The organism is Tyzzerella sp. An114, assembly GCF_002161055.1.
Classification (GTDB): Bacteria; Bacillota; Clostridia; order Lachnospirales; family Anaerotignaceae; genus Fimicola; species Fimicola cottocaccae.
Genome location: NZ_NFLT01000004.1, coordinates 51,429 through 78,003, shown reverse-complemented (window position 1 = coordinate 78,003; position 26,575 = coordinate 51,429). Strand labels below are relative to the sequence as shown.

27 protein-coding genes, 1 tRNA gene and 1 other annotated feature are annotated in these 26,575 nt (G+C 31.4%); of the genes, 11 read left to right on the top strand and 17 right to left on the bottom strand.

From position 1 onward, the window contains the following. Positions 1-79 precede the first annotated feature (79 nt). The 3 genes from B5E58_RS04910 (at position 80) to B5E58_RS04900 (ending at position 4,889) form a co-directional block, all read left to right on the top strand. On the top strand, positions 80-1,930 hold the full coding sequence (locus tag B5E58_RS04910; RefSeq protein ID WP_158097669.1) for an LTA synthase family protein: 1,851 nt from the start codon (positions 80-82) through the stop codon (positions 1,928-1,930). Between the two features lie 150 nt (positions 1,931-2,080). Further along, on the top strand, positions 2,081-3,439 hold the full coding sequence (gene trkA / locus B5E58_RS04905) for a Trk system potassium transporter TrkA (RefSeq protein ID WP_088108573.1): 1,359 nt from the start codon (positions 2,081-2,083) through the stop codon (positions 3,437-3,439). 7 nt (positions 3,440-3,446) lie between these two features. Next, positions 3,447-4,889 carry a TrkH family potassium uptake protein gene (locus B5E58_RS04900; RefSeq protein ID WP_088108572.1) on the top strand — a complete coding sequence of 481 codons (1,443 nt, stop codon included), beginning with the start codon at positions 3,447-3,449 and terminating at the stop codon, positions 4,887-4,889. A 56-nt stretch (positions 4,890-4,945) separates the two neighbouring features. Here the strand turns inward: B5E58_RS04900 and B5E58_RS04895 are convergent, their stop codons facing one another. After that, complete coding sequence (locus B5E58_RS04895; protein ID WP_158097668.1) at positions 4,946-6,127, bottom strand: M20/M25/M40 family metallo-hydrolase; 1,182 nt, start codon at positions 6,125-6,127, stop codon at positions 4,946-4,948. Between the two features lie 36 nt (positions 6,128-6,163). Next, the gene (locus tag B5E58_RS04890; RefSeq protein ID WP_088108570.1) at positions 6,164-6,493 is read right to left on the bottom strand and encodes a DNA-processing protein DprA; all 330 of its coding nucleotides are present in this window, start codon (positions 6,491-6,493) and stop codon (positions 6,164-6,166) included. Between the two features lie 201 nt (positions 6,494-6,694). Here B5E58_RS04890 and B5E58_RS13340 point away from each other — a divergent pair, with 201 nt between their 5' ends. Continuing rightward, the gene (locus B5E58_RS13340; protein ID WP_143597235.1) at positions 6,695-6,871 is read left to right on the top strand and encodes an Arc family DNA-binding protein; all 177 of its coding nucleotides are present in this window, start codon (positions 6,695-6,697) and stop codon (positions 6,869-6,871) included. Between the two features lie 128 nt (positions 6,872-6,999). Next, on the top strand, positions 7,000-7,176 hold the full coding sequence (locus B5E58_RS13635) for a hypothetical protein (RefSeq protein ID WP_164493543.1): 177 nt from the start codon (positions 7,000-7,002) through the stop codon (positions 7,174-7,176). A 31-nt stretch (positions 7,177-7,207) separates the two neighbouring features. Here B5E58_RS13635 and spoIIID read toward each other — a convergent pair whose 3' ends face one another. From spoIIID to metF, 7 genes are all read right to left on the bottom strand, one after another. Then, positions 7,208-7,459 (bottom strand): sporulation transcriptional regulator SpoIIID, encoded by a 252-nt coding sequence (spoIIID, locus tag B5E58_RS04885; RefSeq protein ID WP_088108569.1) that lies wholly within the window; start codon positions 7,457-7,459, stop codon positions 7,208-7,210. Between the two features lie 130 nt (positions 7,460-7,589). Then, the gene (locus tag B5E58_RS04880) at positions 7,590-8,042 is read right to left on the bottom strand and encodes an Hsp20/alpha crystallin family protein (protein ID WP_088108568.1); all 453 of its coding nucleotides are present in this window, start codon (positions 8,040-8,042) and stop codon (positions 7,590-7,592) included. A gap of 289 nt (positions 8,043-8,331) precedes the next feature. After that, the gene (locus B5E58_RS04875) at positions 8,332-8,802 is read right to left on the bottom strand and encodes a stalk domain-containing protein (RefSeq protein ID WP_088108567.1); all 471 of its coding nucleotides are present in this window, start codon (positions 8,800-8,802) and stop codon (positions 8,332-8,334) included. Between the two features lie 106 nt (positions 8,803-8,908). Then, positions 8,909-9,730 carry an EFR1 family ferrodoxin gene (locus B5E58_RS04870; protein WP_088108738.1) on the bottom strand — a complete coding sequence of 274 codons (822 nt, stop codon included), beginning with the start codon at positions 9,728-9,730 and terminating at the stop codon, positions 8,909-8,911. Positions 9,731-9,801: 71 nt separating this feature from the next. Continuing rightward, the gene (locus tag B5E58_RS04865) at positions 9,802-12,210 is read right to left on the bottom strand and encodes a homocysteine S-methyltransferase family protein (RefSeq protein ID WP_088108737.1); all 2,409 of its coding nucleotides are present in this window, start codon (positions 12,208-12,210) and stop codon (positions 9,802-9,804) included. 4 nt (positions 12,211-12,214) lie between these two features. Continuing rightward, a complete protein-coding gene (locus B5E58_RS04860; RefSeq protein ID WP_088108566.1) occupies positions 12,215-12,859 on the bottom strand; it encodes a vitamin B12 dependent-methionine synthase activation domain-containing protein in 645 nt (214 codons plus the stop codon). Continuing rightward, complete coding sequence (metF, locus tag B5E58_RS04855; protein WP_088108565.1) at positions 12,859-13,734, bottom strand: methylenetetrahydrofolate reductase [NAD(P)H]; 876 nt, start codon at positions 13,732-13,734, stop codon at positions 12,859-12,861. The genes B5E58_RS04860 and metF overlap by 1 nt, the downstream gene beginning before the upstream one ends. A 205-nt stretch (positions 13,735-13,939) precedes the next feature. Between metF and proC the strand changes: the two genes are divergently transcribed. Both proC and B5E58_RS04845 read left to right on the top strand, forming a co-directional pair. Beyond that, positions 13,940-14,740, top strand: coding sequence for a pyrroline-5-carboxylate reductase (gene proC, locus B5E58_RS04850; RefSeq protein WP_088108564.1), 801 nt, complete (start codon positions 13,940-13,942; stop codon positions 14,738-14,740). Positions 14,741-14,755: 15 nt separating this feature from the next. Continuing rightward, positions 14,756-15,787, top strand: a complete 1,032-nt coding sequence (locus B5E58_RS04845) for an acyltransferase (protein WP_088108563.1) — start codon at positions 14,756-14,758, stop codon at positions 15,785-15,787. Between the two features lie 41 nt (positions 15,788-15,828). On the opposite strand, the gene B5E58_RS04840 is transcribed toward B5E58_RS04845, so the two are convergent. The 3 genes from B5E58_RS04840 to B5E58_RS04830 form a co-directional block, all read right to left on the bottom strand. Further along, positions 15,829-15,990, bottom strand: coding sequence for a rubredoxin (locus tag B5E58_RS04840; protein WP_088108562.1), 162 nt, complete (start codon positions 15,988-15,990; stop codon positions 15,829-15,831). A 2-nt stretch (positions 15,991-15,992) separates the two neighbouring features. Next, on the bottom strand, positions 15,993-16,916 hold the full coding sequence (locus B5E58_RS04835) for an NAD(P)/FAD-dependent oxidoreductase (protein ID WP_242956600.1): 924 nt from the start codon (positions 16,914-16,916) through the stop codon (positions 15,993-15,995). A 78-nt stretch (positions 16,917-16,994) separates the two neighbouring features. Beyond that, on the bottom strand, positions 16,995-18,386 hold the full coding sequence (locus tag B5E58_RS04830; RefSeq protein ID WP_242956599.1) for an MATE family efflux transporter: 1,392 nt from the start codon (positions 18,384-18,386) through the stop codon (positions 16,995-16,997). 106 nt (positions 18,387-18,492) lie between these two features. On the opposite strand from B5E58_RS04830, the gene B5E58_RS04825 reads away from it, so the two are divergent. From B5E58_RS04825 to B5E58_RS04810, 4 genes are all read left to right on the top strand, one after another. Continuing rightward, positions 18,493-18,936 carry a DUF3842 family protein gene (locus B5E58_RS04825; protein WP_158097667.1) on the top strand — a complete coding sequence of 148 codons (444 nt, stop codon included), beginning with the start codon at positions 18,493-18,495 and terminating at the stop codon, positions 18,934-18,936. 71 nt (positions 18,937-19,007) lie between these two features. Further along, positions 19,008-20,153: a radical SAM protein gene (locus tag B5E58_RS04820; protein WP_088108560.1), complete on the top strand. Its 1,146-nt coding sequence runs from the start codon at positions 19,008-19,010 to the stop codon at positions 20,151-20,153. 10 nt (positions 20,154-20,163) lie between these two features. Further along, positions 20,164-20,865 carry an MBL fold metallo-hydrolase gene (locus B5E58_RS04815; RefSeq protein ID WP_088108559.1) on the top strand — a complete coding sequence of 234 codons (702 nt, stop codon included), beginning with the start codon at positions 20,164-20,166 and terminating at the stop codon, positions 20,863-20,865. 12 nt (positions 20,866-20,877) lie between these two features. After that, the gene (locus tag B5E58_RS04810; RefSeq protein ID WP_088108558.1) at positions 20,878-21,702 is read left to right on the top strand and encodes a Cof-type HAD-IIB family hydrolase; all 825 of its coding nucleotides are present in this window, start codon (positions 20,878-20,880) and stop codon (positions 21,700-21,702) included. Positions 21,703-21,791: 89 nt separating this feature from the next. Here B5E58_RS04810 and B5E58_RS04805 read toward each other — a convergent pair. The 5 genes from B5E58_RS04805 to B5E58_RS04785 form a co-directional block, all read right to left on the bottom strand. Then, a tRNA-Ser gene (locus B5E58_RS04805) sits at positions 21,792-21,879 on the bottom strand. 144 nt (positions 21,880-22,023) lie between these two features. Continuing rightward, the gene (gene serS, locus B5E58_RS04800) at positions 22,024-23,298 is read right to left on the bottom strand and encodes a serine--tRNA ligase (RefSeq protein WP_088108557.1); all 1,275 of its coding nucleotides are present in this window, start codon (positions 23,296-23,298) and stop codon (positions 22,024-22,026) included. Positions 23,299-23,371: 73 nt separating this feature from the next. Next, positions 23,372-23,578, bottom strand: a binding site (T-box leader). A 296-nt stretch (positions 23,579-23,874) separates the two neighbouring features. After that, positions 23,875-24,732, bottom strand: a complete 858-nt coding sequence (locus B5E58_RS04795) for a DUF4446 family protein (RefSeq protein WP_088108556.1) — start codon at positions 24,730-24,732, stop codon at positions 23,875-23,877. Positions 24,733-24,752: 20 nt separating this feature from the next. Beyond that, complete coding sequence (locus B5E58_RS04790) at positions 24,753-25,649, bottom strand: ParB/RepB/Spo0J family partition protein (protein WP_242956598.1); 897 nt, start codon at positions 25,647-25,649, stop codon at positions 24,753-24,755. Beyond that, positions 25,650-26,423, bottom strand: coding sequence for a ParA family protein (locus B5E58_RS04785; protein WP_088108555.1), 774 nt, complete (start codon positions 26,421-26,423; stop codon positions 25,650-25,652). Positions 26,424-26,575: the final 152 nt, after the last annotated feature.

Below are 26,575 nucleotides of genomic sequence, written 5' to 3'. Positions count from 1 at the left end.
TGTTAAAATGACAGATTTTTGGGGAGTCATAATTTTTTAGGGCTTCCCTTTTTTTGTAGAATTATTTAGGAGAATGATTATGAAGGATAAAATATTAAAACTACTTAAAAGCTCCATATTTTCGGCTATTTTTTTCTCTGTAATTTCATGTCTTGTTTTCAACACTGCAATGACAATGATTGAACAAAAAACTTTTTATGATACTTTTTACTATATATCAAATCATTTTGATAACTTCTTTAAAAGCTATCTTCTTATGCTTTTTTCATATTTTGTACTTCTCTCAACAGGAAGATACTTTATACCATCTATATTAATAGGTGGAGGCGGATATATATTTGCTCTTGTAAATTTTTATAAAATACAATACAGAGCAGAGCCACTCTTACCTTGGGATATTTTTTCAGCTGGTGAAGCAGCAGAAGTTGTTTCATCATTAAAACTTACATTCCCTTTAATAAATATAGTTGCTCTTGCTATTACAGTATTAATGATTTTTTTAGCATTTAAAAAAGCCCCTATAAATTTTGGTCAGGGAAGAAAGAAACTTGCTGCTATAAGCCTTGTAATAGTATCATCTGTATATTGTGTTTCATCATACTATGAAAAAGCTTATGCTGGAGCTAATGAGTGGCCTGACACATGGTTTAGAATAGACTATTATAAAAACAATGGTCTTTTAAACTCATTTATATACAATTTCCGCTATCTCTCAATAGATGCACCATCAAACTACAATATTACAAATATGAATGCTATTGCAGAACAAATTAAAAATATAGAAGCACAAAAAAGTGAAAACTCTGAAAATTTTAACCCTGATATTATATTTATAATGAGTGAAAGTTTTTGGGACCCTCAAACACTTAACGGAATTACATATGAAGAAGAACTTCTTCCAAATCTTAAAAATTTACAGTCTCAAGGATTATATGGTCAAAATCTTTCTCCAAAATTCGGCGGTGGAACTTCAAATGTAGAGTTTGAAGCATTAACAGGTTTTTCAAATGATTATCTTCCTGACGGCTGTATACCATATCAGCAATACATAAGAAATGATTTCTTCTCTATTGTAGATTATCTTGAAGGCAGAGGATATGAAACTCTTGCAATACACTCTGATGAGGGTAAAAACTGGAACAGAGAAAAAGCATACGCTAAAATGGGATTTGATGATTTTATATCTCTTGAAGATATGGAAAACCCAGAAATGACTCGTGGCAGAGTTTCTGATAGAGAGGTAACACGATATATTATAGATAATTATGAAAAACATATTGCTGAAAGTGATGCACCTTGGTTTAATTTCATTGTTACAATGCAGAACCACACAGGTTATGATAAAAATAATTTTTCTGAAGATGAACTTGTAAAATTCACAAGTGAAAACCCTCTTTCTCCTGACGCTGAAGGACAGCTGGCGGACTTCTCAACAGGTGTTCATATTTCAGATGAAGAACTTGGAAAACTTGCTGATTACTTTATGAACCAAGAAAGACCTGTACTCCTTATATTCTTTGGTGACCATAGAGTAAACCTTGGCACAGAAAACAGAGAAATATATTATGCTACAAACACAATAAACAATGATATGACAGAAACTGAAAAGCAATATACAATACATACAACACCTATTATGGCTATCAGTAATTTTTCTGATGTTCATGAAGATTTGAATGTTATGGCTCCATATATGATACTTCCTTCTGTTTTTGAAGCTTATGGTCTTGATACACCTGTTTACTTCGATTTTCTTAATCTCATAAGAGAAAATAGTACAGGAGCTCATCTTAATATGACTTTAGACTCGGAAGGTGTTCCTATGGAGACTGTTTCTGAGGATGTGGAAACCCTCTACAAGGTTTTGAATATGATTCAATATGATTATATAATCGGTGAAAATTATATTGGTGATGAGATTTTTAAATAATAGAAAAGAGGATACAATATTGTATCCTCTTTTTTATTATTATAAAGTTATGTAAAATAAAATATTGTATTTTTTTAAAACTTATTTTATCATTTAACTATATACAACATACATTTTAATTTTTATAGGTTTTGAAGGAGAAAAATTTTTATGAAAATAGTAGTTGTTGGCTGTGGTAAAGTAGGATATGCATTAACCGAACAGCTTACTGAGGAAGGACATGAAATAACTCTTATAGATACAAAAGAAGAACGTATACAGTCTGTTCTATCACAACTTGATGTTCAAGCTGTATGTGGCAATGGCACAAGTTATGTTGTTCAACGTGATGCAGGAGTTGAAGACGCTGACCTTTTAATAGCTGTTACAAACCAAGATGAAATAAACCTTTTAAGTTGTCTTATAGCAAAAAAAGCTGGTAACTGTCATACAATAGCCCGTGTTCGTGACCCTGAATATTATAGGGAGATAGGTTTTATAAAAGAGGAACTTGGTCTTGCTATGGCAATAAATCCTGAAAAGACTGCGGCTGCTGAAATATCAGACCTTATACGTATACCGTCAGCCATGGAGATTGACAAATTTGCTAGAGGAAAAGTTAATCTTATAAAATTCAAAATACCTGAAAAATCAATTCTTAATAATATGGTTCTTTCTGAATACTCAAATACAATAGGTAAAAATACTCTTGTATGTATTGTAAAAAGAAATTCAGAAATAATCATACCTGATGGAAATTTTGTATTATCAAGCGGTGATATAATATCAATAATAATACCTCCTGAATATATGTCTTCTTTTTTCCAAAAAATAGGCATTAAAATGCGTCCAATAAAAAATGTAATGATTGCAGGAGGAAGTACAATTGCATATTATCTTGCAAGTTCTCTTATACAATCAAAAATAAAAGTAAAAATAATTGAGTCTGACAGAAAGAAATGTGATATATTAAGCGAAATGCTTCCAGAAGCAATGATAATATATGGTGATGCAGCAGATAAAACTTTACTTCTTGAAGAAGGCATAAAAAGAACAGACGCTTTTGTTTCTTTAACAAATATGGACGAGGAAAACATACTTCTTTCACTTTATGCTAATAAAATATCTGACGCTAAACTTATAACAAAAATAAATAAGATAGACTTTGGTGAAGTAATATCAGATATACCTGTTGGAAGTATAATATGTCCAAAATTTATTACTGCTGAACATATAATACAGTATGTTCGTTCACTTAAAAACTCATTTGGAAGTAATGTTGAAGCTCTTTATAGACTTATGGATAATAAAGTTGAAGCTCTTGAATTTTCTGTAAAAAAAGATTCAAAAGTTACAAACGTCCCTTTCTCAAATCTTAACATACGTTCCGGTATAATTGTTTGCTGTATAAATCGTCAAGGTAAAATCATTACACCTTCCGGAAAAGATATGATTTTAAAAGGTGATACAGTTATAATTGTTACAACAGAACTTGGACTTAACGATATTAAAGATATTTTAGAGGATTGATGACAGTATGAATTACACTATTATTTTATATATGTTAGGTAAAGTTATGATGGTAGAGTCTGTTCTCATGCTTATGCCTACCATAACAGCTTTTATATACAACGAAAAAAACGGAATATATTTCCTTTTATGTGGAGGAATAGGTTTTACATTGGGATACTTTATATCTTGCAAAAAACCTAAAAACAACTCATTCTATGCTCGTGAAGGTTTTGCAACAGTTGCTCTTAGTTGGATTGTACTTAGTATACTTGGTGCTCTTCCTTTCGTTTTAAGTAGAGAAATACCAAGTTTTACAGATGCTCTTTTTGAGACCATATCCGGTTTTACAACAACAGGGGCAAGTATACTTCCAGATGTGGAAAAATTATCTTACTGCATGCTTTTTTGGAGAAGTTTTACTCACTGGATAGGTGGTATGGGTGTACTTGTATTTATGCTTGCAATATTACCTTTGGCAGGTGGTGGACAAAGTATGCATATTATGCGTGCTGAAAGTCCTGGGCCTTCTGTTGGTAAACTTGTTCCTAAAATACAAAAAACTGCATTATATTTATATATAATATATTTTGCAATGACAATAATAGAAATACTTCTTTTAATAGCAGGAAAAATGCCTATTTTCCATGCAATATGTCTTTCATTAGGCTCTGCTGGTACTGGTGGTTTTGGAATACTTGCAGACAGTGTTGCTTCTTACACACCTTACCAACAAAATGTAATAACAATATTTATGTTTCTTTTTGGAGTAAACTTCAGTTTTTATTTCCTTATACTTATAAAGCATTTTAGAGACGCTTTTGGTCTTGAAGAAGTAAAATGGTATATAATAATATACCTTGTAGCAGTAATACTTATAACATTAAATCTTACATCAATTTCAGGAAATGTTTTTTATAATCTTCACCATGCGGCCTTTCAAGTTTCATCTATTATGACCACAACAGGTTATTCAACAGTTGACTTTAATCTTTGGCCGGGATTTTCAAAAACAATACTTGTTGTAATAATGTTTGTAGGTGCTTGTGCAGGTAGTACTGGTGGTGGTATGAAAGTTTCACGTTTTATAATATACATGAAAACAGTAAAAAAAGAGCTTTCATATCTTATTCATCCAAGAAGTATTAAAAAACTTAAAATGGACGGAAAACCTATTGAACATGAAGTTGTACGTTCTGCAAACATATTTCTTATAGCTTATATACTTATATTTACATTCTCTGTTATATTTATAAGTCTTGATGAGTTTGACCTTATAACAAACTTTACAGCTGTTGCGGCTACAATAAACAATATAGGTCCTGGACTTGAATTAGTTGGACCTATGGGAAATTTTTCAATGTTCTCTCATTTTTCAAAATATGTTCTTATGTTTGATATGCTTGCTGGTCGACTTGAAATATTCCCTATGCTTCTTGTATTTTCTCCTTCTACATGGAAGGCTAATTGATAAAATAATAAAATAAAAAAAGCTGTACTTTATAAGTACAGCTTTTTTTATAAATTTTATTCAATATCCATGCAACCAAGAAGAACTGCGAAAAATTCTGTTCTCTCTTTAAGTGATGGCAAATATATGCGTTCATTAGTTGTATGTATATCATACCAGAGAGCAGAAAGAGCATCAGCTGTTGGTATTCCAAGAGAACTCAAATAAGCTGCATCTGTTGCAGTAGCTTCTGAAACTTCCTCAATAGGTAATCCCATAAGTTTTGCTGCTTTTTCTGCCTGTAAATAGGCTTTATGATTTTGTTCTCCCTTTTCCATAGCAGGGAAAAGAGTTCTATATTTTATATCTACTTTACAGCCTTCAACAACAATATTATTTTCAAGAGATTTTATATTTTCTTCTGCTGTTTTGAAAGAAGCATTTGTAGGAAGTCCGGCACAACAAAATTCTGCTCTGGCACTTCCAGCAACAATTCCATTAGGGCGTCCACCTTCAATAGGGCTTACATTGTAATATATTTTATTTTCATAATCATTAAAACTATATATATCAATTATTTTATGGGCAAGCTCTAAAACAGCACTTTTTCCATCAAGATAAGCCGCTCCAGCGTGAGCCTCTTTACCTTCAATATTTATTTCACCAAGTATTACTCCTCGTCTTGATGTTACAATCTGCATTACTCCGTCACGGTCTCTGCCACCTTCAAAAACAAAGGCAAAGTCTGCTCCTTTAGCTTCCTTTTCATAAATTTTACTTCCAGATTCTGTTCCAATTTCCTCGTCACAGTTAAATATAAATTTTATCTCTTTGTTAGGTAAAAGTCCCGCCTGTTGCATTATTTTTACAGCATAAATAGACACAACAATACCGGCTTTACAGTCACCTATGCCAAGACCATAGGCATAATTACCTTCAATTCTGAAAGGATGTTTTTCTGTGAAACCTTCACCGAAAACAGTGTCTGTATGAGCATTTAAAACAATCATACCATTAGGATTTTCAGGTTTTATTGATGCAACTATGTGATTTCCAACCTTTTCATCATAGTATAATTTTATGTCTGCTCCCATTTCCTTCAAAATTTCGCATATTATATCCGTTACTTTTTTATTTCCTTCTAAATTCCATGTTCCGCAGTCTATTGCTGAAAATTTTTTTAAAATTTCAACCTGAGTATCAAAATATTTTTCACTGCCATTCTTTGCTGTTTTAAGTATGTTTTCGATATTATTCAAAAAAATCATCTCCTTTGAATAATTATACCATATGGACTATTTTATATATACAATAAAATCAGCATTTCTTTTTTTACATTCTTCTATTACAAATTTTGTGCCTCTACTTTTTCCGTCCCAAAATATTAAAATTTTGTCGGAATATTCTATAATATCAATATTTCTTTTTAGTGGTGCATATTTTCTGTAATGGTTATATTGTGGAATAAATTCTTTGAATTTTATATTTTTTTCAAGAGCATATTTTTTTGCACAGGTATCAACTCCTTTTGCACCACCTGAAATTATTTCTGTTATATTTTCAGGTAAATATTTTTCAATGTTATCAACATTAATATTTCTTGAACCAACAATAGCAATTTTCATAGTTTATCCCCACCCTTAAATTTTTAAAGTTTTTTGTCAAACTTTTTTTCAAAAAAGTTTGTAGGGTTTGGGACGAAGTCCCAACCAGTCTTTAAAATTATATATATAAATATATTGCGTCAAAACTGCGTCATTTTTAATTAATGATTATAATATAATATTATAATTGCGTCAATACTTAGTCATTGAGGTGATTTTTTAATGAAAGATAATCTTCCAAGATTTACATTAAGAATAAACAGAATTCTTCTTGATAAATTACAATATATAGCAGAGTTTGAAGGAAGAACAAAAAATAAAGAAATAGAACAGTTGATAAAAAAACATATTGAAGAATTTGAAAGAGAGCATGGAACAATAGAACTTATAAACAAATAAATTACTGCTATTTTTATATTGGATTATCTTATTTTAAAATTTTATGTACTTATTTTAAGTACATATTAAACATTATAACACAAATAGTACTTATTATGTACTTAAAATAAGTATTATAGAGGTGTTATATGAAACATTTAGGAATACGAATTGAAGATGAATTGCATTATAAATTACACTATATTTCAAAATATGAGGGACGTTCTGGAAATGGTCAGATATTATATTTAATAAAAAAATGTATATCTGAATTTGAAAATGAACATGGTGAAATTAAAATTGAAAACGAAAATAACAACAATTAAAAAGTGTGCTGATTAAATCAGCACACTTTTTTTACTTTTTATTCATATACTTTCTTTTTGTTGCCATTCCACCTCTTATATGTCTTTCAGCCTTATTTATTTCAAGTATTTTTCTCACATCATGGGCAAGGGACGGATTTATTTTTGTTACCCTGTCCGTTATGTCCTTATGTACTGTACTTTTACTTATACCAAATTTTTTCGCTGTCTCCCTTACTGTGGCATTTGAATTTACTATGAAATTTGCAATCTCCACTGCCCTTTCTTCAATATAATTTTTCAAACAAAAGGCACTTCCTTAAATTGTTTTCATATTAAATATATGTACTTTTTTTTATACTATGACTTATAAAAAAAGGACATCACATTTATGTGATGTCCTTAAAAAATTTATTAATGTTTTTTATTATGGGTTATCCCTCAATCTGTATATAATTTGTATGTTCAACAGCTTCAGGCTGTTTTTTAGGCATTGAAAGTTTTAAAATACCATTTTCGTATTTAGCTTTGATGTCTTCTGTTTTAAGTGTTTCACCAACATAAAAACTTCTTGTCATTGAACCTGCATAACGTTCTTGTCTTATATATCTACCTTTATCATCTTTTTCTTCTTTATCAAGACCTTTTGCAGCTGACACAGTCATATAACCATTTTCAAGTTTTACGCTGATTTCATCTTTATTAAATCCCGGTAAATCAATGTCTACTTCATAGCTTTCTTCTGTCTCACGTACATCAGTTTTCATCATATTTTTTGCATGTTTTCCATACAGAGGATTTCTTTTTCCAAAAAATTCTTTTTCAAAAGGAAAATCCATAAAATCATCATTAAATAAGTTTTCTCCAAAAATACTAGGCATCATCATAAGTCATATCTCCTTTCAAAAGACATTTTAATTACGTTAATTTTTAGCACTGTCGGAGAAATCCGAGGGTGTTGATTTTTTATAAAATTTTATATTAACAAAGTAGGTTATATCTTTTAACCTTTTCCTTTGTTCTGAATATACTATAATACTTTTTGTTAGCACTGTCAATAGGTGAGTGCTAATATTTTTCTTTATTTTTCCACAAAAAATATATATTTATTTTGTGCATAATTTAAAATAAAAGCAGCCTTTAGGCTGCTTTTATAATTCTAACAATATTTAATTATTAATCATCATATCTGTCATCATCGTCATCGTCGTCATCGTCATATCTGTCGTCATAATCGTCGTCGTATCTGTCATCATAATCATCATCATAGATATCGTCATAATCGTCATCATACTTATCATCGTCATATCTATCATCATAATCATCATCATAGATATTTCCTGGAAGTGTTATTGCTCCACTATTTCCTGTGCTTGAAAGTGTTACTGTATTTGTTTTTCCGTCCCAACCTACTGTTTTTCCTACTGCTTCTCCAACAGCTCTTACAGGTAAATATGTTGTACCGTCATATATAAAAGGTTCTTTTTCTGTAACAAGCTGTTTTCCATCAACAATAACTTTTATATTATTATATGTTACTGGAATACTTGTCTGTGCAACTTTTGCGTAACCTACTGTAACTCCTCCAACAATAACTGCTGTAAGTATAGCTCCGGCTGTAAAATCTTTTAATCTTCTTGTATTCATATTGTACCTCCTGCAATTTATTATAGTAATTCTAGTATACAAATAAATATACAGTTAGTCTTTAAATACATGTTAAAATAAAGTTAAAATTAAGTTAATAAACATACTATACAAAGATTTTTATTTCTGCTCTTCTCTCAAAACTTTTCTCAAGGTCCATTTTATGATACAAATACCCCTCATCATCATAATATCTTGCATTTTTAGGACACTTTTTTATACAAGCTCCACATTTTATACATATTCCTGTATATTCTCTTACATTTTCAATGCTTATTGAACCCATTGGACATACATAAACACACTTCTTACAATTATTACAATTTTCATTTACTTTAGGTTTTACTTTTCTTATATCAATAAAATTTCCAAACTCATCCTGTGGTTTGTAATATTTTTTCACAGGTCCACCGTCAACAACTATATTATCAAAATTATCCCCTGTCTTTTCTATTTTTTCACTTATCAACAGGGCAAATTTTTTTATTTTATCCACATCATCTTTATCTGGTCTTCCTTTTCCTAATATGTATGAAAAAGCGTGCTCTCCAACAAATCCACCGGCAGAAATATTTTTCATTCCCGATTTATTGCATATTTCACAGAGCTCAAAAAGAGCTTCATCATAATTTCTATTACCAAAAACTACAACTGGAATTGAGATTGCTCCCTCTCCCTCCATTGTATCAAGAAATTTTAATAAAACATTTGGAACTCTCCCTGCATACACTGGTGTACCTATAACTACAATATCATTTTCATTAAATTTAAGCGGTTTTTCCCTTCCTTTTGGCAAAGTAAAATCAAATACTTCAACAGGCAATAATAATTTATTACCTAAAGTTTCACTTATTGTACTTACAACTTTTTTTGTTGTATCTGTTGGACTAAAATATACTGAACAAACTCTTTTTATAACTCTATTCATCATTAACACACCCTTTCAAAAAAAGGGAAATCGTAAAAAATTCGATTTCCCCAATTTTTTATTTTATTATTTTATTTACAACAATCACAACTACATAAAACTTTTTCTGCATAATATACTGACGCCATTGCATCTTTAGAATAATGGTCAGCTCCTATCATATCTGCATACTCCTGTGTTAAAACTGCCCCTCCAACCATTACTTTACAGTCTGGCTTTTTATCTCTGAGGGCTTTTATTGTTTCTTCCATACTTGTTACTGTTGTTGTCATAAGGGCACTAAGTCCCACAAGTTTTATATCATGCTCAATAGCTGTTTCAACTACCTTTTCTATTGGCACATCTTTTCCCAAATCGTAAACTTCAAAGCTATAATTTTCAAGTAATACTTTTACAATATTCTTTCCTATATCATGTATATCACCTTTTACTGTGGCAAGTATAACTTTACCTTTTTTCTGTTGGACTTCTCCTATTTTATCCATAGCTGTTTTAACTGACTCAAAAGCTGATTTTGCAGCCTCAGCAGACATTAAAAGCTGTGGAAGGAATATTGTTCCCTTCTCAAAACCTTTTCCAACTTTGTCTAAGGCAGGTATAAGCTCAGAATTTATAATATCAAGAGGTTTCATTGTCTTTGTCATTTCAAGGGCAATTAATCCTGCTTGGTCTTTAAATCCTTTTTCTATTGTCTCCCCTAAAGTCATATCACCTGAAGTCTGCTGTTTTACAGGTGCTTTTGACTGTTCTCCTGAATATTTTTCTATATAATCAACACAGTTTTCATCTTTTCCAGCTAAAGCCTTATATGAATAATATGACTTCATCATAACTTCTGAACCAGGGTTTATTATGGCACTGTCAAGCCCTGCCATAAGTGCCATAGTATAAAAGTTTGAGTTTATTATTTCCCTCTGTGGAAGTCCGAAAGATATGTTTGATACTCCAAGTATTGTTCTTACTCCAAGTCTCTCTTTAACCATTTTTAATGCCTCAAGAGTTACCATAGCTGATTTATTATCAGAACTTACTGTCATACAGAGAACATCAATAACAATATCTTTTTTATTTATTCCATAGCTTTCTGCTGTCTTTACAATCTTTTCTGCAACAGCATATCTTCCCTCGGCTGTTTCAGGAATACCACTTTCGTCTAATGTAAGACCTACAACAACACCGCCGTATCTCTTTACAAGAGGGAATACTGCTTCCATAGACTCTTTTTTACCATTTACAGAGTTTATCATAGCTTTTCCATTATAATGGCGTAAAGCTTTTTCCATAGCCTCTGTATTTGATGTATCTATCTGTAAAGGAAGGTCTATTACACTTTGAAGTTCTTTTGTAACTGCTTCTATCATTGAAACTTCATCTATATCAGGAAGTCCAACGTTTACATCAAGTATATGAGCTCCGTTTTTTTGCTGTGCAAAGCCTTCTTTTAATATATAATCAATGTCATTTTCTCTTAAAGCCTGTTTAAATCTTGATTTTCCTGTTGGATTTATTCTTTCACCTATTATTACAGGTATATCATTTATTTCAACAGCTCTTGCATAAGATGTCACAACAGTTTTATTTTTAGGCTCGATTTTTTTTGGTGTTATATCTCCACACTTTTTATTTAAAAGTGATATATGTTCCGGTGTTGTTCCACAACAGCCGCCTATTATCCAAGCTCCAGCCTCTGCTATTTCTTTCATAACATCTGAAAATTTTTCCGGTGTAACATCATATACTGTTTTTCCATTTTCATTTCTTGGGAGTCCTGCATTTGGATTTACTATTACAGGGATTGAGGCTTCTTTTAATATCTCAAGGGCTATATCTTTCATCTGAATAGGGCCTAAACCACAGTTTATACCTAAAGCGTCAACACCAAGTCCTTCAAGCATTGCAACAACAGCTTTAACATTTCCACCTGTTAAAAGTTTTCCTTTTTCATCAAATACAACTGTTGCAAAAACAGGAAGTTTTGTATTTTCTTTAGCTGCAAGAACAGCGGCTTTAAGCTCGTAAGTGTCGCTCATAGTCTCTATAAGTATAATGTCTGCTCCTGCCTTTTCACCACAAACAGCCATTTCCTTAAAAGCTTCATAGGCATCATCAAAATCAAGGTCGCCCATAGGTTCTAAGAGCTTTCCTGTTGGTCCCATATCAAGGGCACAGAAAAGAGGTCTATCTGTTATACCACTTTCACAAGCGGCTTTTTTTACATTATTTACAGCAGCTTTAACTATTTCTTCAACTGTTTTATCTGTATCATGAAGTTTTATAGAGTTTCCTCCAAATGTATTGGCAAGAACAATGTCTGCCCCTGCTTCAAAATATTTTTTATGAATATCAACAATGTCATCAGGTCGATTTATATTCCAAAGTTCTGGCACTTCTCCTGCCTGTAATCCTTTTTCCTGTAAAAGTGTTCCTGTTCCACCGTCAAAAAATACTATTCTTTTTCCTAAAATATCTAATATACTCAAAATTTCAACTCCTTCTGTATTTACAGTCAAGTTTTGAACATTCCTCACAGCCTTTTATATGACAATCCTGTTTTTCCGATGAAATGCCCATAACAGCTGTAACAGATTTTGAAGGCACAAGCATAAGGCTTTCTGTAAGCATAAGACCAATTTTTCTTGGACAGTCAAGCATATTTATAATATCTTTCTGATGATTTATAGAAAAATCTCCATAACCCGGAGAAAATCTTGGACGAACAAATTTATTTTCCATAGCCAGTTTATTTTCTATTTCTCTTTGGCATATATCACAATATTCTTCAATTATTGTAGCGGACACAGCTTGTATTATAACTGCATAACTCATGTCAATTCTTGAGTAGCGTTTTATAAGCATATCTACACCTGTTCCAAGGGTTGCTCCAAATAAAACTATTTTTTCACAACCTTTAAGATTTTTTGATAAATTTTTGCTCTCTGTCTTAAAATTTCCGTCTATTGTTATTGTATTTTCTGATACCGAAAGGTCAAATATACGATATATACTTTTCATGTCTGCTGCTTTCATAACAAGGTCTATACATTCCTCAACAGCATTCATAACTTTTTCATCAGCCTTATTTCTGCCATAGCCTAAATATCTTAATACTTCACTTCTTTTTATGTCCATTACTGATTGTCCCCTATTATATATGAAAGATTTTTCTTTATACTTTCAGCAATATCAGGTTTATTCATTGTATATATATGTATTCCCTTAACTCCATTTGCTACAAGGTCTATAATCTGGTCTGTTGCATAGGCAATTCCAGCCTGTTTCATAGCTTCTGGATTATCTCCAAATTTATCAACTATTGCTTTAAATCTTGCTGGAAGATATGTTCCTGAAAGCTGGCATATTCTTGAAATCTGTTTTCCGTTTGTTACAGGCATTATTCCTGCTATTACAGGAACTGTTATGCCCTGTTCTCTTATTCTATAAAGGAAGTTGTAAAGAACATTGTTATCAAAGAACATCTGTGTTGTAAGGAAATCTACACCACTATCAACTTTTATTTTAAGATTTCTTATATCATCAGCTTTATGCTCACACTCTGTGTGACCTTCTGGATAACAAGCTGCTCCAACACAAAAATCTCCCTTTGATTTAATTTCTTTTACAAGTTCTGAAGCATATTTATAATATTCTCCCACAGGATATTCTCCACCCTTTGGAATATCTCCTCTTAATGCAAGTATATTTTCAATTCCGTTTGCTTTTATTTCATCAATGGCTTTTGCAACCTGTTCTTTTGTTGAAGAAACACATGTAAGATGTGCAAGAGCTGTTACTCCTAAATCATTCTGAATATGTGAAGCAATTTTTACTGTATTATTACTTGTTCCACCGCCAGCTCCATATGTAACACTCATAAAATCTGGTTTATCTTTACAAAGCTCATCAACGGCATTTATTACTGGCTCAAATGAAGCACCTGCCTTTGGCGGAAATACTTCATATGAAAGAGTTACCTTTTTACTGTTTAAAATATCTTTAATTTTCATCTATTTTTTCTCCCTTCAAAGCCTTTTGTTTGATATTTCAACTAAATCCCCCAATTTTCATTAAAAAGATTTAAGTTTTATTATAACAAAATACAACTATAAATTCAAACAAACCATATTATGTATATTTATTTGTACTGTAAAAAAAACTTTTTATGTGATATTATTTATACATTGGATTTTGTAAAAAAGGAGCTGATTATACATGAAATATTGTTTTATAGGTACTGGAAATATGGCTGGAGCAATAATAAGAGGCATGGTTTCTGGAAAAAATACTGTCTCTCCAAAGGATATATTTGCTATCAGTAAAACAAATATATCAGCAAAAAAACTTGCTGATGAATGTGGTATAAATATATGTGAAAATTATAATGATGCTGTTAGCGGCTGTGATGTTGTTATTTTAGGTGTAAAACCTCATATATTAGCTGAAGTTGCACCTTTTATAAAAGATATTATATTAAAAGAAAAACCTCTTGTAATATCCCTTGCAGCAGGAAAAACAACAGAATATCTTGAAAATCTTTTTGGTGAAGAAACAAAAATAGCAAGAGTTATGCCTAATATAAATGCTGTTGTTGGTTCTTCTGTTTCTGGAATATGCGGAAACAAAAACACAACAAAAGAAGATATAGAAACTGTAAAAGAAATATTTAAAACAATAGGAAGTGTTACAGAAATAGCTGAAGATAAATTTGGAGTATTTAGTGCTATTGCTGGAGCTTCTCCTGCCTTTGCATATATTTATATTGACTCCCTTGCTCGTGCTGGTGTAAAACATGGTTTGACTAAATCTCAAGCCCTTGAAATAGCTGCTAATTCTGTACTTGGAAGTGCAAAAATGGTTATTGAAAGTGACGAACACCCTTGGGCATTAGTTGACAGAGTTTGTTCTCCTGGTGGAACAACAATAGAAGGTGTATCTTCACTCTTAAAAGATAGTTTTGAAAGTAGTATTATAAGTGCTGTTGATGCAGTTATAGAAAAAGATAACAGAATTTAAGGAGTTTGTTTTGTTATGGAAAATAAAAGAGTTCTTGGCATAGATATAGTCCGTTTTGTAGCATTTTTATTTGTGCCTTGTGTACACTTTTTTCTTAACAATGGTTTTTATACATATCCTGTTCAAGGAAAAAGAATGTTTATAATGCTCAACATGAGATGGCTTTTTTTCACCTGTGTTCCTCTTTTCATGCTTCTTACAGGCTATCTTAACGGCAAAAGAAAAATAAATAAAGACCACTATAAAAGTATAATTCCTATACTTATATCTTATGTCTTTATATGTGTAATAACAATAATATTTAAAATAACATATTTAGGAGAAAAACAGAGTATAATTCAATGGATAATGACTATATTCAATTACAGTGCTTCAAATTATGCATGGTATATTGAAATGTATATAGGTCTTTTCCTACTTATACCTTTTTTAAATCTCCTTTATGATAATCTTAAAACAAAAGGACATAAATCATTACTTTTAGGAGTTTTATTGTTTTCAACAGCTCTTCCTCCTGTTTTTAATTTAAAATCAGGTTTAAAACTTATACCTGATTATTGGATTGATATGTATCCTATAACTTACTACTTTTTAGGAAGATATATCAAAGAGTATCCTATAAAAATAAAAAAATGGATATGTGCTATTGTGATACTTGCAATATGTTTTATTGAAGCTGTTATAACATATAAATGTTGCTATGGTGTTCATTTTAATTGGGGTTGTCTTGGTGGTTACAATGCTTTACCTACATTAATTGTAACTTTATTTATATTTCTTCTTTTCTATGACATGGATATTAAAAATAAAGTTTTGGCGTTTTTTATACAAGATATAGCTATGTTATCTCTTGATATGTATCTTATATCTTATATATTTGATACTATTTTATATCCTCCAGTTTTAGAAAAAACAGAGTCAGTTATAAACACATTACCTTATTTCTTTATAATTGTTCCTCTTGTAATAATATTTAGCTATATAGTAGCTTTCATAAAGAGAATTATATTTGAGACAATAAAAAATAAAAGATTTACAATAATGTAAAAAAAGGCACTGCTAACGCAGTGCCTAAATTTTTTTATATTTTATTCAGTTTCTTCAAAAACATCTTTTCCCTGTGAGCAGAGAGGACATTCCCAATCATCTGGAAGGTCTGAGAATTTTGTTCCTGGAGCAATTCCGTGTTCCTCATCTCCTAATGCCTCATCATAAACATAGTCACATACTGTACATACATATTTTGCCATAATTATTTACCTCCATTTATTTTATTTATATATTGTGTGGCTGATGTTACAGCAGCAGCACCATCTGCTGAAGCTGTAATCAATTGTCTAAGTGTTTTTACACGACAGTCTCCAGCAGCATATACTCCCGGAATATTTGTTGAGCAATCTTCAGTTGCTTTAACATATCCACTGTCATCTGTGTCAACAGGTGGTGAAAATATTTCATTCTGTGCTTTTTGTCCTACTGCTACAAAAAGACCTTCTGTCTCTATTGTTTTAAATTCACCTGTTTTTAAATTTTTAACTTTTATTTCCTTTAATACATCATCGCCTATAATTTCTTCAACAACTGTATCAGGAATAAATTCTATATTTTCTGTCTCAAATACTTTTTTTGAAAGAGTTTCTTCTCCCTTGAAACTATCTCTCCTGTGTATAATATAAACCTTTTTACATATATTTGCAAGATATATAGCGTCCTCAAGAGCTGTATTTCCTCCACCTACAACAGTGGCTGTCTGATTTCTGAAAAATGCACCGTCACAGTAAGCACAGTATGAAACACCTCTGCCTGTAAATTCAACTTCATTTTTTACACCAAGTTTTCTTCTTACTGTTCCTGTTGCTATAATAAGAGTTTTTCCTAAGTACTCTCCACTTGAAGTAGTTATTTTTTTAATATCTCCCTCAATATCTGCACCTATAATTTTTTCATAAACAATTTTAGCTCCCGCATTTTCTGCCTGTTGAACCATTTCATTGGCAAACTCTGGTCCACTTATTGTTTTTATAGCTGGATAATTTTCTATAAAAGGAGATGTTATAATAGCTCCACCCGGAAAAGCACCCTCAAATATTAAAACACTCTTACCACTTCTACCGGCATATATTCCTGCTGTAAGTCCAGCAGTTCCTGCTCCTGCAATTAAAATATCATAAATCATACAAACTCACCTCTTTCAATGTATTCTTAACATCTACATTGAAAGTATACCACATATTTTCAAAAAAGTATACCTTTTTTATATACTTTTTTCATTTTGTTTTGATAGATATTTTAATTCTCTAAGAACTCCAAGAGTAAGAGGTATTGATACTATAAGAGTAAATATATCGGATATAGGCTGACATATTTGTACTCCTGTAAGTCCAAAAAATCTTGGAAGTATAAATATTAAAGGAAGGAAAAAAAGTCCCTGTCTTGATGCTGCAACAACAGATGCCTTAAAAGCCTTTCCAAGAGATTGCAACATCATATTTGACATAACTATCCATGCATTTAAGAAAAATACTCCTGCCTGCATTTTTAAAGCAAAGGTACCTATATTTATAACATCAATATCATCTTTTCTAAATATTGTAACAATAGGTCGAGCAAAAACTACACCTATAATGGAAACTATAACAAGGAATATAAAAGCATATTTTACACAGAACCAAAAAGCTTCTCTAACTCTATCATACTTTTTAGCTCCATAATTCATACCACAAACAGGCTGAAATCCCTGACCAAAACCTATAAGGGCGGAGTTTGCAAACATTGAAACTCTTGATACAACGGACATTCCGGCAATTGCTGCATCTGCCATGGCTCCACCATATATTCCTGCCGCAAAGTTTAGAGCAATTTGTGCTACACTGGCAAGACCTTGACGACAGAGAGAAGGAAAACCTCCTTTAAATATTTCTTTTATATAATATAATCCCGGTGTAAATTTTTTTATTGATATACCTATATTCTGACCTTTTTGGCAACCCCATAAAAGAAGTAAGAAACTTATAATCTGACTTACAGTTGTTGCAACAGCTGCTCCCGAAATTCCCATATTAAAGCCAAATATAAGAATAGGGTCAAGACCTATATTTATAACAGCCCCTGTAACAATACCAGCCATTGCTATTGAAGCACTTCCTTGATATCTTAATTGGTTATTTAAAACGAATGATGACATTATAAAAGGTGTCCCTATAAGTATTATACTAAGATAATCTTTTGTATAAGGAAGTATTGTAGGTGTTGAACCCAACATTACAGACAAAGGCTCTAAAAATATAAGACCTACTATACATATTAAAATTCCTACAAAAAAGGCATAAAAAAAGCCTGTAGCTGCCATTTTTGAGGCATCTTCAAATTTTTTAGCACCAAGTTTTTTTGATATATAATTTCCCGAACCATGGCCGAAGAAAAATCCAACAGCCTGTATAAGTGCCATTATTGAAAATACTACACCTACGGCAGCTGTTGACTGAGTATTTATTTTTCCGACAAAAAATGTATCTGCCATATTATAAAAATTTGTTACAAGCATACTTATTATTGTTGGAACTGCCATTTGACATATTAAAGGAGGTATTGGCTCTGTTGTAAGATATAATACTTTTTGTTCTTGTGTCATAAATTTTGTTTTCATTACTAATTCTCCATTTAAAATATTATTTTAATATTATATAATAATTATATCATTTTTTTTGAAATATTTTATATTCAAATTTACATAAATCGGAAGGTGCAACTCTTTGAAAAATATAAACATACTTGTAATTGACGGTCAAGGCGGCGGAATTGGCAAAAGTCTTGTTTTAGGAATTTCCCAAAAATTTAATAATATAAATATAATTGCAGCTGGAACAACTGATATTGCCTGCGAAAATATGAAAAAGGCTGGAGCTAATATATCTGTATGGGGTGAGGAAAACATTATAAAATTAACAAAAGAAGCTGATATAATAACAGGTGTTATGGGTGTTATGGTTCCTTTTGGTATTCGTGGTGAAATAACTCCTGCTATATCAGAGGCAGTATTTAAAAGTAATGCTGTTAAAATAATGGTTCCTATGAATAAATGCCATATAAGAATAGCTGCAAAAAGTGAAACACTAAAAAATCATATTGATATGGCAATAAATATGATTGGTGAAGAAATTGAAAAAATACAAAAAAACTATAAAGAGCAGTCCTAAAGGGTTGCTCTTTTTATGTATAATAAGTTAAAATTAAGTACATAAATTTTATCTATTATAAAGGAGGATATATGAGTTTAAAAACATTCGATATAGGCCCTATAAGACCACCTAGCGAAGCTGTAAGTCTTCTTTTAAGAGTTACAGAAAACTGTACATGGAATAAATGTCGTTTCTGTACTCTCTATAAAGGGCACAACTTTAAAACACGCACAATAGAAGATATTAAAAAAGATATAGATGCTATGGCTTTTTACAGAGATATGATACTTTCATATACTGAAAATGGCAAGGTTGACTATAACAAAGCCACTGCTGACTATGAAAAATTGGAAACATATCAGGAAAAATCCTGTTATAATATGGTATATACATGGATAGCTTTTGGAAAAATGAAATCTATGTTCCTTCAAGATGCAAATACAATGGTACTTAAAAGCGATAGACTTTCCCATATTATTTCCTATGCAAAAGAAAAAATTCCAGAAATTCAACGTATAACTTCCTACGGTAGAGCTGATACCCTTTCAAGAATAACAGATGAAGGCTACAAAGAACTTAAAAATGCCGGTCTTTCAAGAATACACTCCGGTTTTGAGACAGGTTCTGACAGAGTTTTAAAAATATTAAACAAAGGTACAAACCAAAGTCAACAGATTGAGGGAGGTATAAAAGTAAAAAATTCAGGTATAGAGCTTTCAATGTATTTTATGCCTGGTGCCGGTGGCAAAGAATTTATGGAAGAAAACGCCCTTGAAACTGCAAAAGTTATAAACGAAACAAATCCTGATTTTGTTCGTTTACGCACATTTGTTGTGAAAGAGGGTTCTCTTATGGATGAACTTAAGTCTAAAGGCGAATTTACAGAATGTACAGATATTGAAAAGGTTGAAGAAATACGACTTTTAATAGAAAATATTAAAAATTGTGATGGCTACATAGCAAGTGACCAAATTATAAACCTTCTCGAAAATGTAAAAGGAAAATTGGACACTGATATACCTAAAATAATAGGGTATATTGACAGTTTTCTAAATCTTCCAAGAATTGAACAGAAACGCTATCAAATGGCTCGCCGTATGGGATTTAACGGCGATTTCACGCAGCTTTCAATGCTTTCTGATGAAGATTTAAATAGAGTTAATATGTACTGTAATAGCCTTGATGAAAATGGATTTGAGGAACTTTTGAGAAAATATCTTAATCTTTATATATAGGAGGATAAATATGATTAACGTAACATACATACACCATAGCGGATTTGCTGTTGAAACTGATAAAAATGTGCTTATATTTGATTATTATACTGAAGGCGGAAAAATACCTTCTCTTGACATTGAAAAATTTAATGATAAAAATATATACTTCTTTGTTTCCCACTGTCACGGAGACCATTTTGACAGAAAAATATTTGATTATAGAAACAACAATGTAAAATTTATACTTTCTGATGATGTTGATAAAAAATATATTTCTGATGACGTTATAATGGTAACTCCTCATTGTAAATATAATATAGATGACATATCCATTGAAACATTGTTGTCAAATGATATGGGAGTTGCATTTATTGTAAACTGTGACAATAAAACAATATATCACAGTGGTGATTTAAACTGGTGGCATTGGAATGGTGAGCCAGATGATTGGAATAAATCTATGGGAGAAATATATAAAAATGAAGTTGCATTATTAGAAGGAAAACATATAGATGTTGCCTTTGTACCTGTTGACCCAAGACTTGAAGAAAATTATATACTTGCCATAGACTATATTATGGATAACATTGATATAGACTACGTTTTGCCAATGCATTTTTGGGGTGACTTTGGTGTATATGATAGATTAGTTTCAGATGAAAAATCAAATAGTTACAGAGATAAAATAATAAAAATAAGCCATACAATGGAAAATTTTAAAATAGAATGAGAGGAATACATAATGATAAAACTTATTGCGTCTGATATGGACGGAACACTTCTTGATGATAATAAAAAAATACATGAAAGAAATATAAACGCCATAAAAAAAGCCATAGAAAAAGGAATACTTTTTGTTCCGGCTACTGGCAGAACAAACAGCACTGTTCCAGAAGATATTTTTAAAAATTTTGATGTTAGATATACATTATCATCAAATGGTGCTGCTGTATATGATAGAGTTGAAAATAAATTTATTTATAAAAACTGTATGTCAAATGATATTGTAATAGGTCTTATGGATTATCTTAAGGAGTACGATATAATAACAGAAGTATATGCTGGTGGAGAAGGTTATTTCCAAGAAAATATACTTGATAAACTTGATAGTTTTGAAATTCCACCGGCTTTTAAAGAAATGTATACAAAACTTAAAAGACCTGTTCAAGACATACATGAAATTATAAAAGAAAATCCTAACAATGTTGAAAAAATTAATATTCCTTGGCTTAAAGATAATGTACGCCCTGTTCTTATGGAAAATTTAAAAAGAGATTGGGGAGATAAAATATATATAACATCTTCCCTTGACACAAATATAGAATTATGTGCAAAGACAGCAAATAAAGGGGATGGACTTAAAAACCTTTGTAGAATTATAGGCATAAAACCGGAAGAAGTTATTGTTTTTGGTGATAACTTTAATGATGCTGAAATGCTTGAATTTGCCGGAACAGCTGTTGCTATGGAAAATGGAGCTGAAGGAATTAAAGAATTAGCCAATTTTATAACAATATCAAATAATGATGGTGGAGTTGGCTTTGGTATTGAAAAATTCTGTTTTTGATATTTTAAATTCTACCCTTTTAGGGTAGAATTTTTTATTTTTAAAAAACATAAAAAAAGGATTTCGCTTTTGCGAAATCCTTTTTTGAACGGAGAAGGAGGGATTTGAACCCTCGCGCCGCGCAAACGACCTATACCCTTAGCAGGGGCACCTCTTCAGCCACTTGAGTACTTCTCCATAAAGTACAGTGCTTACTGCAAGAAATATAATACCACAATATATAATACTTGTCAAATACTTTATTAAAAAAATTTAATTTTTTTAATAATTGGAATAATATGTAAAAAGAGCAGTTTTTTAAACTGCTCTTTTTATAAATTTTTATTTTGTAATTCTTTCAATTCCGCCCATATATGGTCTTAAAACTTCTGGAATTATTACGCTTCCGTCTGGCTGCTGGAAGTTTTCAAGTATAGCAGCTGTTGTACGTCCAACTGCAAGACCTGAACCATTTAATGTATGAACATACTGTGCTTTATCTTTTACATTGTCTTTAAATTTGATATTTGCACGTCTTGCCTGGAAGGCTTCGAAATCACTACAACTTGAAATTTCAACATATCTGTTATAGCTTGGCATCCATACTTCAATGTCATATGTCATAGCTGAACTAAATCCTAAGTCTCCACCACAAAGTCTTACTACTCTATATGGAAGACCTAAAAGCTGTAATATTTCCTCTGCATCATTTGTAAGTTTTTCAAGCTCTGCATAAGACTCTTCTGGTCTTGTGAATTTTACAAGCTCAACTTTGTTGAACTGGTGCTGACGAATAAGACCTCTTGTGTCTCTACCTGCTGAACCTGCCTCAGCTCTGAAACAAGCTGTATATGCACAATGTTTAATTGTAAGGTCTGCACCGCTTAATATCATATCTGAATACATATTTGTTACAGGAACTTCTGCTGTTGGAACAAGGAAATAATCTGTTCCAGCAACTTTGAAGGCATCCTCCTCAAATTTTGGAAGCTGGCCTGTACCTGTCATTGATTTTCTGTTTACCATAAATGGAGGGAATACTTCTGTATATCCATGTTTATCAACGTGTGTATCAAGCATAAAGTTCATTATAGCACGTTCAAGTCTTGCTCCAAGTCCTTTATATACAGTAAATCTTGCACCTGTTATTTTTGCAGCTGTTGCAGGGTCAAGTATTCCAAGTTCATCCCCTAAATCCCAATGTGGTTTTGGCTCGAAATCAAATTTTGTAGGTTCTCCCCATTTTCTCATTTCCTGATTTTCTGTATCATCAGCTCCATCTGGAACAAGAGCATTTGGAGTATTTGGTATTGTATACATGAATGATGTTAAAGCATCATCAACTTCTGAAACCTGTGCATCAAGTTCTTTTATTTTTGCTGAAAGCTCTTTCATTTCTGCCATAAGAGCTGTTGTGTCTTTACCTTCTTTTTTAAGTTTAGGAATTTCTTTTGAATCTGCATTCTGTTTGCTTTTAAGTTCCTCAACCTGTCCTATAAGTTCACGTCTTTTTGCGTCAAGGTCTTTGAACTGTTCAAGATGATAATCTTTATGTCTTTTATCAAGTGCAGCTTTTACAGCATCAAAATTATTTCTTAAATCCTTTACATCTAACATTTTTATTGCCTCCTAAAATAAATATCAATTTTATTATAAATAAATTTTTAAAATAAAAAAATCCCGTCCCTAAAAAAGGGACGAGATGATATTTCCCGTGTTGCCACCCAAATTGCTCTTTTAAAAAAGAACCTCTCTTAAAGCTATAAAGGGCTTACCCTTCCGGCTTAAATCACCGGCTGCTGTGAAAGTGGAACATTCCTTTTTCCCTCCGGTTCACACCAACCACCGGCTCTCTTTAGGGTGAATTACGAAACTTAGCTTTCATTAACGCCATTTTAAAAAATATTATAATATGGATATGGATAATATCCGACTTTTAGAGTTATTATATCACATAAAAAAAATATTGCAAGTAAAAAATAATTTATATTTCAGAACAAAAATTTTTAATATATGTATATTTATATTATATATGGCAATAATTATTATTGTACCAGTACTGAGATAAAAAATTCAGTATAAGTACCAGCGATATACCCCCTTTATTTCTGCCCGGTTTTCTCCCCCGATTTCCGGGCAATAAAAAAATACTGCAACAAAAATTTGTGCAGTATTTTTTAAAACCATTATTATTTATTTTGATTTATCAATGTCATCTTTAAAAGCATCAAAGGCACTGAAATCATTAAATTCATCTATATCTAATGATTTTTTCTGTGGTTTGGATTTGTCCGGCATTTCTGAATTATGGGAAATTTCATTTTCTTTTTCCCCTTCTACCGGAGCAATATTTTTTTCTTTTGAACCAAATATTGATTCGGCGATTTCATCTATGTCAAAGCCTCCTCTAGGCTTTGGCATTTCTTCTCTATACTCAACTTTATTTTCAACAGTTTCACTTTTGTTATATCTTATTTTTTCTGATGCTCTGTAAGTTTTAGATGGTTTTATAACTTTCATTATTTTTTTTAAATCATTAGGTTTATAAGCATTTTCTTTTGCTTTTTCAAGAGCTTGAAGTTCTTCATCTGTTAAAACATAAGGGCTTACACCTCTCTCAACAGGTTTTGCATATGTAAAAGAACCATTTCTTCCATGAATTCCGTTTAATACAACTCCATTATCCTGTGAATCGAGAAAAGCAACTGCATAACAAAGATTTCCTCCCATTTCTTCAAAAGGATTATATCTCACAACGCCTACTTTCTGTGTACAATGTTTCATTTCTTCATCAAGTTCCTGAACCATTGAAAGTAATCTTCCATAAGTTTCGCCTATATTTTTTACATCTTCACTGTAAGTAGTAATCATAGTTTCAAGATTTTCAGGGTGATTTTCTCCACCACCAGTGAATTTTTCATATCTCTTTTTAAGTCTTGAAAGTTTTACTGAAAGAGATATACAGAAAATAAAAATTATAACAATCACAGCAGACATACCAAGCATTATATATGCCACATTATTATTGACTGCTTCAAAAAACATCTGCATTTTATAAACACCTCATTTATTTACAACTGAATACCTTTAATAAGTCCAATAAGTCTATCTAAATCCTCATCGGAATAGTATTCTATTTCAATTTTACCTTTATTCTTTTTATTCGTAAGTTTAACTTTTGTTCCCAAAATACTCTTAAGGTCATTTTCTATGTACTTATAGTTATCAGTATTGAATTTTTTATTTTCTTCCTGTTCACTAATCTTTTTAATAATTATACCTTGAGAGATTTTTTTTACTAAAATTTCAGTTTCTCTTACACTTAATTCCTCATCAATAATTTTTTCTGCAATTTCAAACTGCTTATTATTATCAGAAATTCCTAAAAGAGTTCTTGCATGACCATTTGTAAGTTTATTCTCAACAACAAAACTTTGAACTCTTTCATCAAGATTTAAGAGACGAAGGGCATTTGCAACAACAGAACGGCTTTTACCAACTTTTTTTGCTGCTTCCTCCTGACTTAAAGAAAACTCATCTATAAGTCTTTTATAACTTCTAGCTTCCTCCATAGGGTTTAAACCTTCTCTCTGAAGATTTTCAACTAAAGCAGTCTCAAAAGCTTTAAGGTCAGTTATATTCTTAACTATTGCTGGTATTTTTTTAATACCTGCAATTTTTGAAGCTCTCCATCTTCTTTCTCCAGCTATTATCTCATAGCCATTTTCTGTTTTCTTTAATATTATAGGTTGTAAAACTCCATGCTCTTTTATTGACTCAGCCAACTCCTCAAGAGCATTTTCCTCAAAACGTTTTCTTGGCTGATTTTTATTAGGTTCTATTTTTTCAATATCAACCTCAAAAACTCCTGTTTCTGGAGTTTTATCGTTAAGCTCACTCATTTTACTGTTCAAAAGAGCTTCTAATCCTAAGCCCCTTGAACCAAGTCCTTTTTTAGGTGCTCCCAATTAACTCCACTCCTTTTCTATTACTTCCTCAGCAAGAAGTCTATAACTTTCAGCACCCTTTGATTTTCCATCATAAAGTGTTATTGGAAGTCCATGACTTGGAGCTTCTCCAAGGCGAACATTTCTGGGTATTATTGTTCTATAAACATTTTGTCCAAGACTTCTCTTTACTTCCTCGACAACTTGCAAAGATAAATTTGTTCTTGCGTCAAACATTGTAAAGACTATTCCTTCAATATCAAGATGTGGATTTATTCTATCTCTAACAAGACCTATTGTATGTAAAAGCTGTTCAAGTCCTTCAAGAGCAAAATATTCACACTGTATAGGTACAAGAACTGTGTCTGCCGCAGAAAGGGCATTTATTGTTATTATATTTAAAGATGGAGGACAATCAATAATTATAAAATCATATTTTTCTTTAATATCCTCTATACCCTCTTTAAGTATATACTCTCTGCTATCTTTACCTATAAGCTCTATCTCGGCACCTGTAAGACTTATATTTGAAGGCACTATATCAAGACCTTCAACGCAGGTCTTTTGTGAAACTTCCAAAACAGTCTTTTCTCCAAGCATAACATTATATATTGTATATTCAATGTCATTTTTATCAAGTCCAAGACCACTTGTTGTATTTCCTTGAGGGTCGGCGTCTATTACTAGGACTTTTTTACCTGCTTCAGCAAGACAAGCAGAAAGGTTTATTGATGTTGTGGTTTTGCCTACTCCACCTTTTTGGTTGGCAACGGCAATTATTCTCACTCGTCCCATATCAATTCTCCTTTTATATTTTTTTCAAATAAAATAATATCACAAAATCACAGGTAAAAAAAGTATGTTTCACGTGAAACAATTTATTTTTTTATGGAAATTTTACAACAAATTTTTTATATATTTTTATATGAACAGTGGCAAATATGAAT

Excerpts from the sequence above, each read along its gene's own strand:
- B5E58_RS04910 (WP_158097669.1), top strand. The coding sequence starts at position 80 with ATGAAGGATAAAATATTAAAACTACTTAAAAGCTCCATATTTTCGGCT.
- trkA (WP_088108573.1), top strand. The coding sequence starts at position 2,081 with ATGAAAATAGTAGTTGTTGGCTGTGGTAAAGTAGGATATGCATTAACC.
- B5E58_RS04900 (WP_088108572.1), top strand. The coding sequence starts at position 3,447 with ATGAATTACACTATTATTTTATATATGTTAGGTAAAGTTATGATGGTA.
- B5E58_RS04890 (WP_088108570.1), bottom strand. The coding sequence starts at position 6,493 with ATGAAAATTGCTATTGTTGGTTCAAGAAATATTAATGTTGATAACATT.
- B5E58_RS13340 (WP_143597235.1), top strand. The coding sequence starts at position 6,695 with ATGAAAGATAATCTTCCAAGATTTACATTAAGAATAAACAGAATTCTT.
- B5E58_RS13635 (WP_164493543.1), top strand. The coding sequence starts at position 7,000 with ATGAAACATTTAGGAATACGAATTGAAGATGAATTGCATTATAAATTA.
- B5E58_RS04880 (WP_088108568.1), bottom strand. The coding sequence starts at position 8,042 with ATGATGATGCCTAGTATTTTTGGAGAAAACTTATTTAATGATGATTTT.
- B5E58_RS04875 (WP_088108567.1), bottom strand. The coding sequence starts at position 8,802 with ATGAATACAAGAAGATTAAAAGATTTTACAGCCGGAGCTATACTTACA.
- B5E58_RS04870 (WP_088108738.1), bottom strand. The coding sequence starts at position 9,730 with ATGAATAGAGTTATAAAAAGAGTTTGTTCAGTATATTTTAGTCCAACA.
- B5E58_RS04860 (WP_088108566.1), bottom strand. The coding sequence starts at position 12,859 with ATGGACATAAAAAGAAGTGAAGTATTAAGATATTTAGGCTATGGCAGA.
- metF (WP_088108565.1), bottom strand. The coding sequence starts at position 13,734 with ATGAAAATTAAAGATATTTTAAACAGTAAAAAGGTAACTCTTTCATAT.
- proC (WP_088108564.1), top strand. The coding sequence starts at position 13,940 with ATGAAATATTGTTTTATAGGTACTGGAAATATGGCTGGAGCAATAATA.
- B5E58_RS04845 (WP_088108563.1), top strand. The coding sequence starts at position 14,756 with ATGGAAAATAAAAGAGTTCTTGGCATAGATATAGTCCGTTTTGTAGCA.
- B5E58_RS04840 (WP_088108562.1), bottom strand. The coding sequence starts at position 15,990 with ATGGCAAAATATGTATGTACAGTATGTGACTATGTTTATGATGAGGCA.
- B5E58_RS04835 (WP_242956600.1), bottom strand. The coding sequence starts at position 16,916 with ATGATTTATGATATTTTAATTGCAGGAGCAGGAACTGCTGGACTTACA.
- B5E58_RS04830 (WP_242956599.1), bottom strand. The coding sequence starts at position 18,386 with ATGAAAACAAAATTTATGACACAAGAACAAAAAGTATTATATCTTACA.
- B5E58_RS04820 (WP_088108560.1), top strand. The coding sequence starts at position 19,008 with ATGAGTTTAAAAACATTCGATATAGGCCCTATAAGACCACCTAGCGAA.
- B5E58_RS04815 (WP_088108559.1), top strand. The coding sequence starts at position 20,164 with ATGATTAACGTAACATACATACACCATAGCGGATTTGCTGTTGAAACT.
- B5E58_RS04810 (WP_088108558.1), top strand. The coding sequence starts at position 20,878 with ATGATAAAACTTATTGCGTCTGATATGGACGGAACACTTCTTGATGAT.
- serS (WP_088108557.1), bottom strand. The coding sequence starts at position 23,298 with ATGTTAGATGTAAAGGATTTAAGAAATAATTTTGATGCTGTAAAAGCT.
- B5E58_RS04795 (WP_088108556.1), bottom strand. The coding sequence starts at position 24,732 with ATGCAGATGTTTTTTGAAGCAGTCAATAATAATGTGGCATATATAATG.
- B5E58_RS04785 (WP_088108555.1), bottom strand. The coding sequence starts at position 26,423 with ATGGGACGAGTGAGAATAATTGCCGTTGCCAACCAAAAAGGTGGAGTA.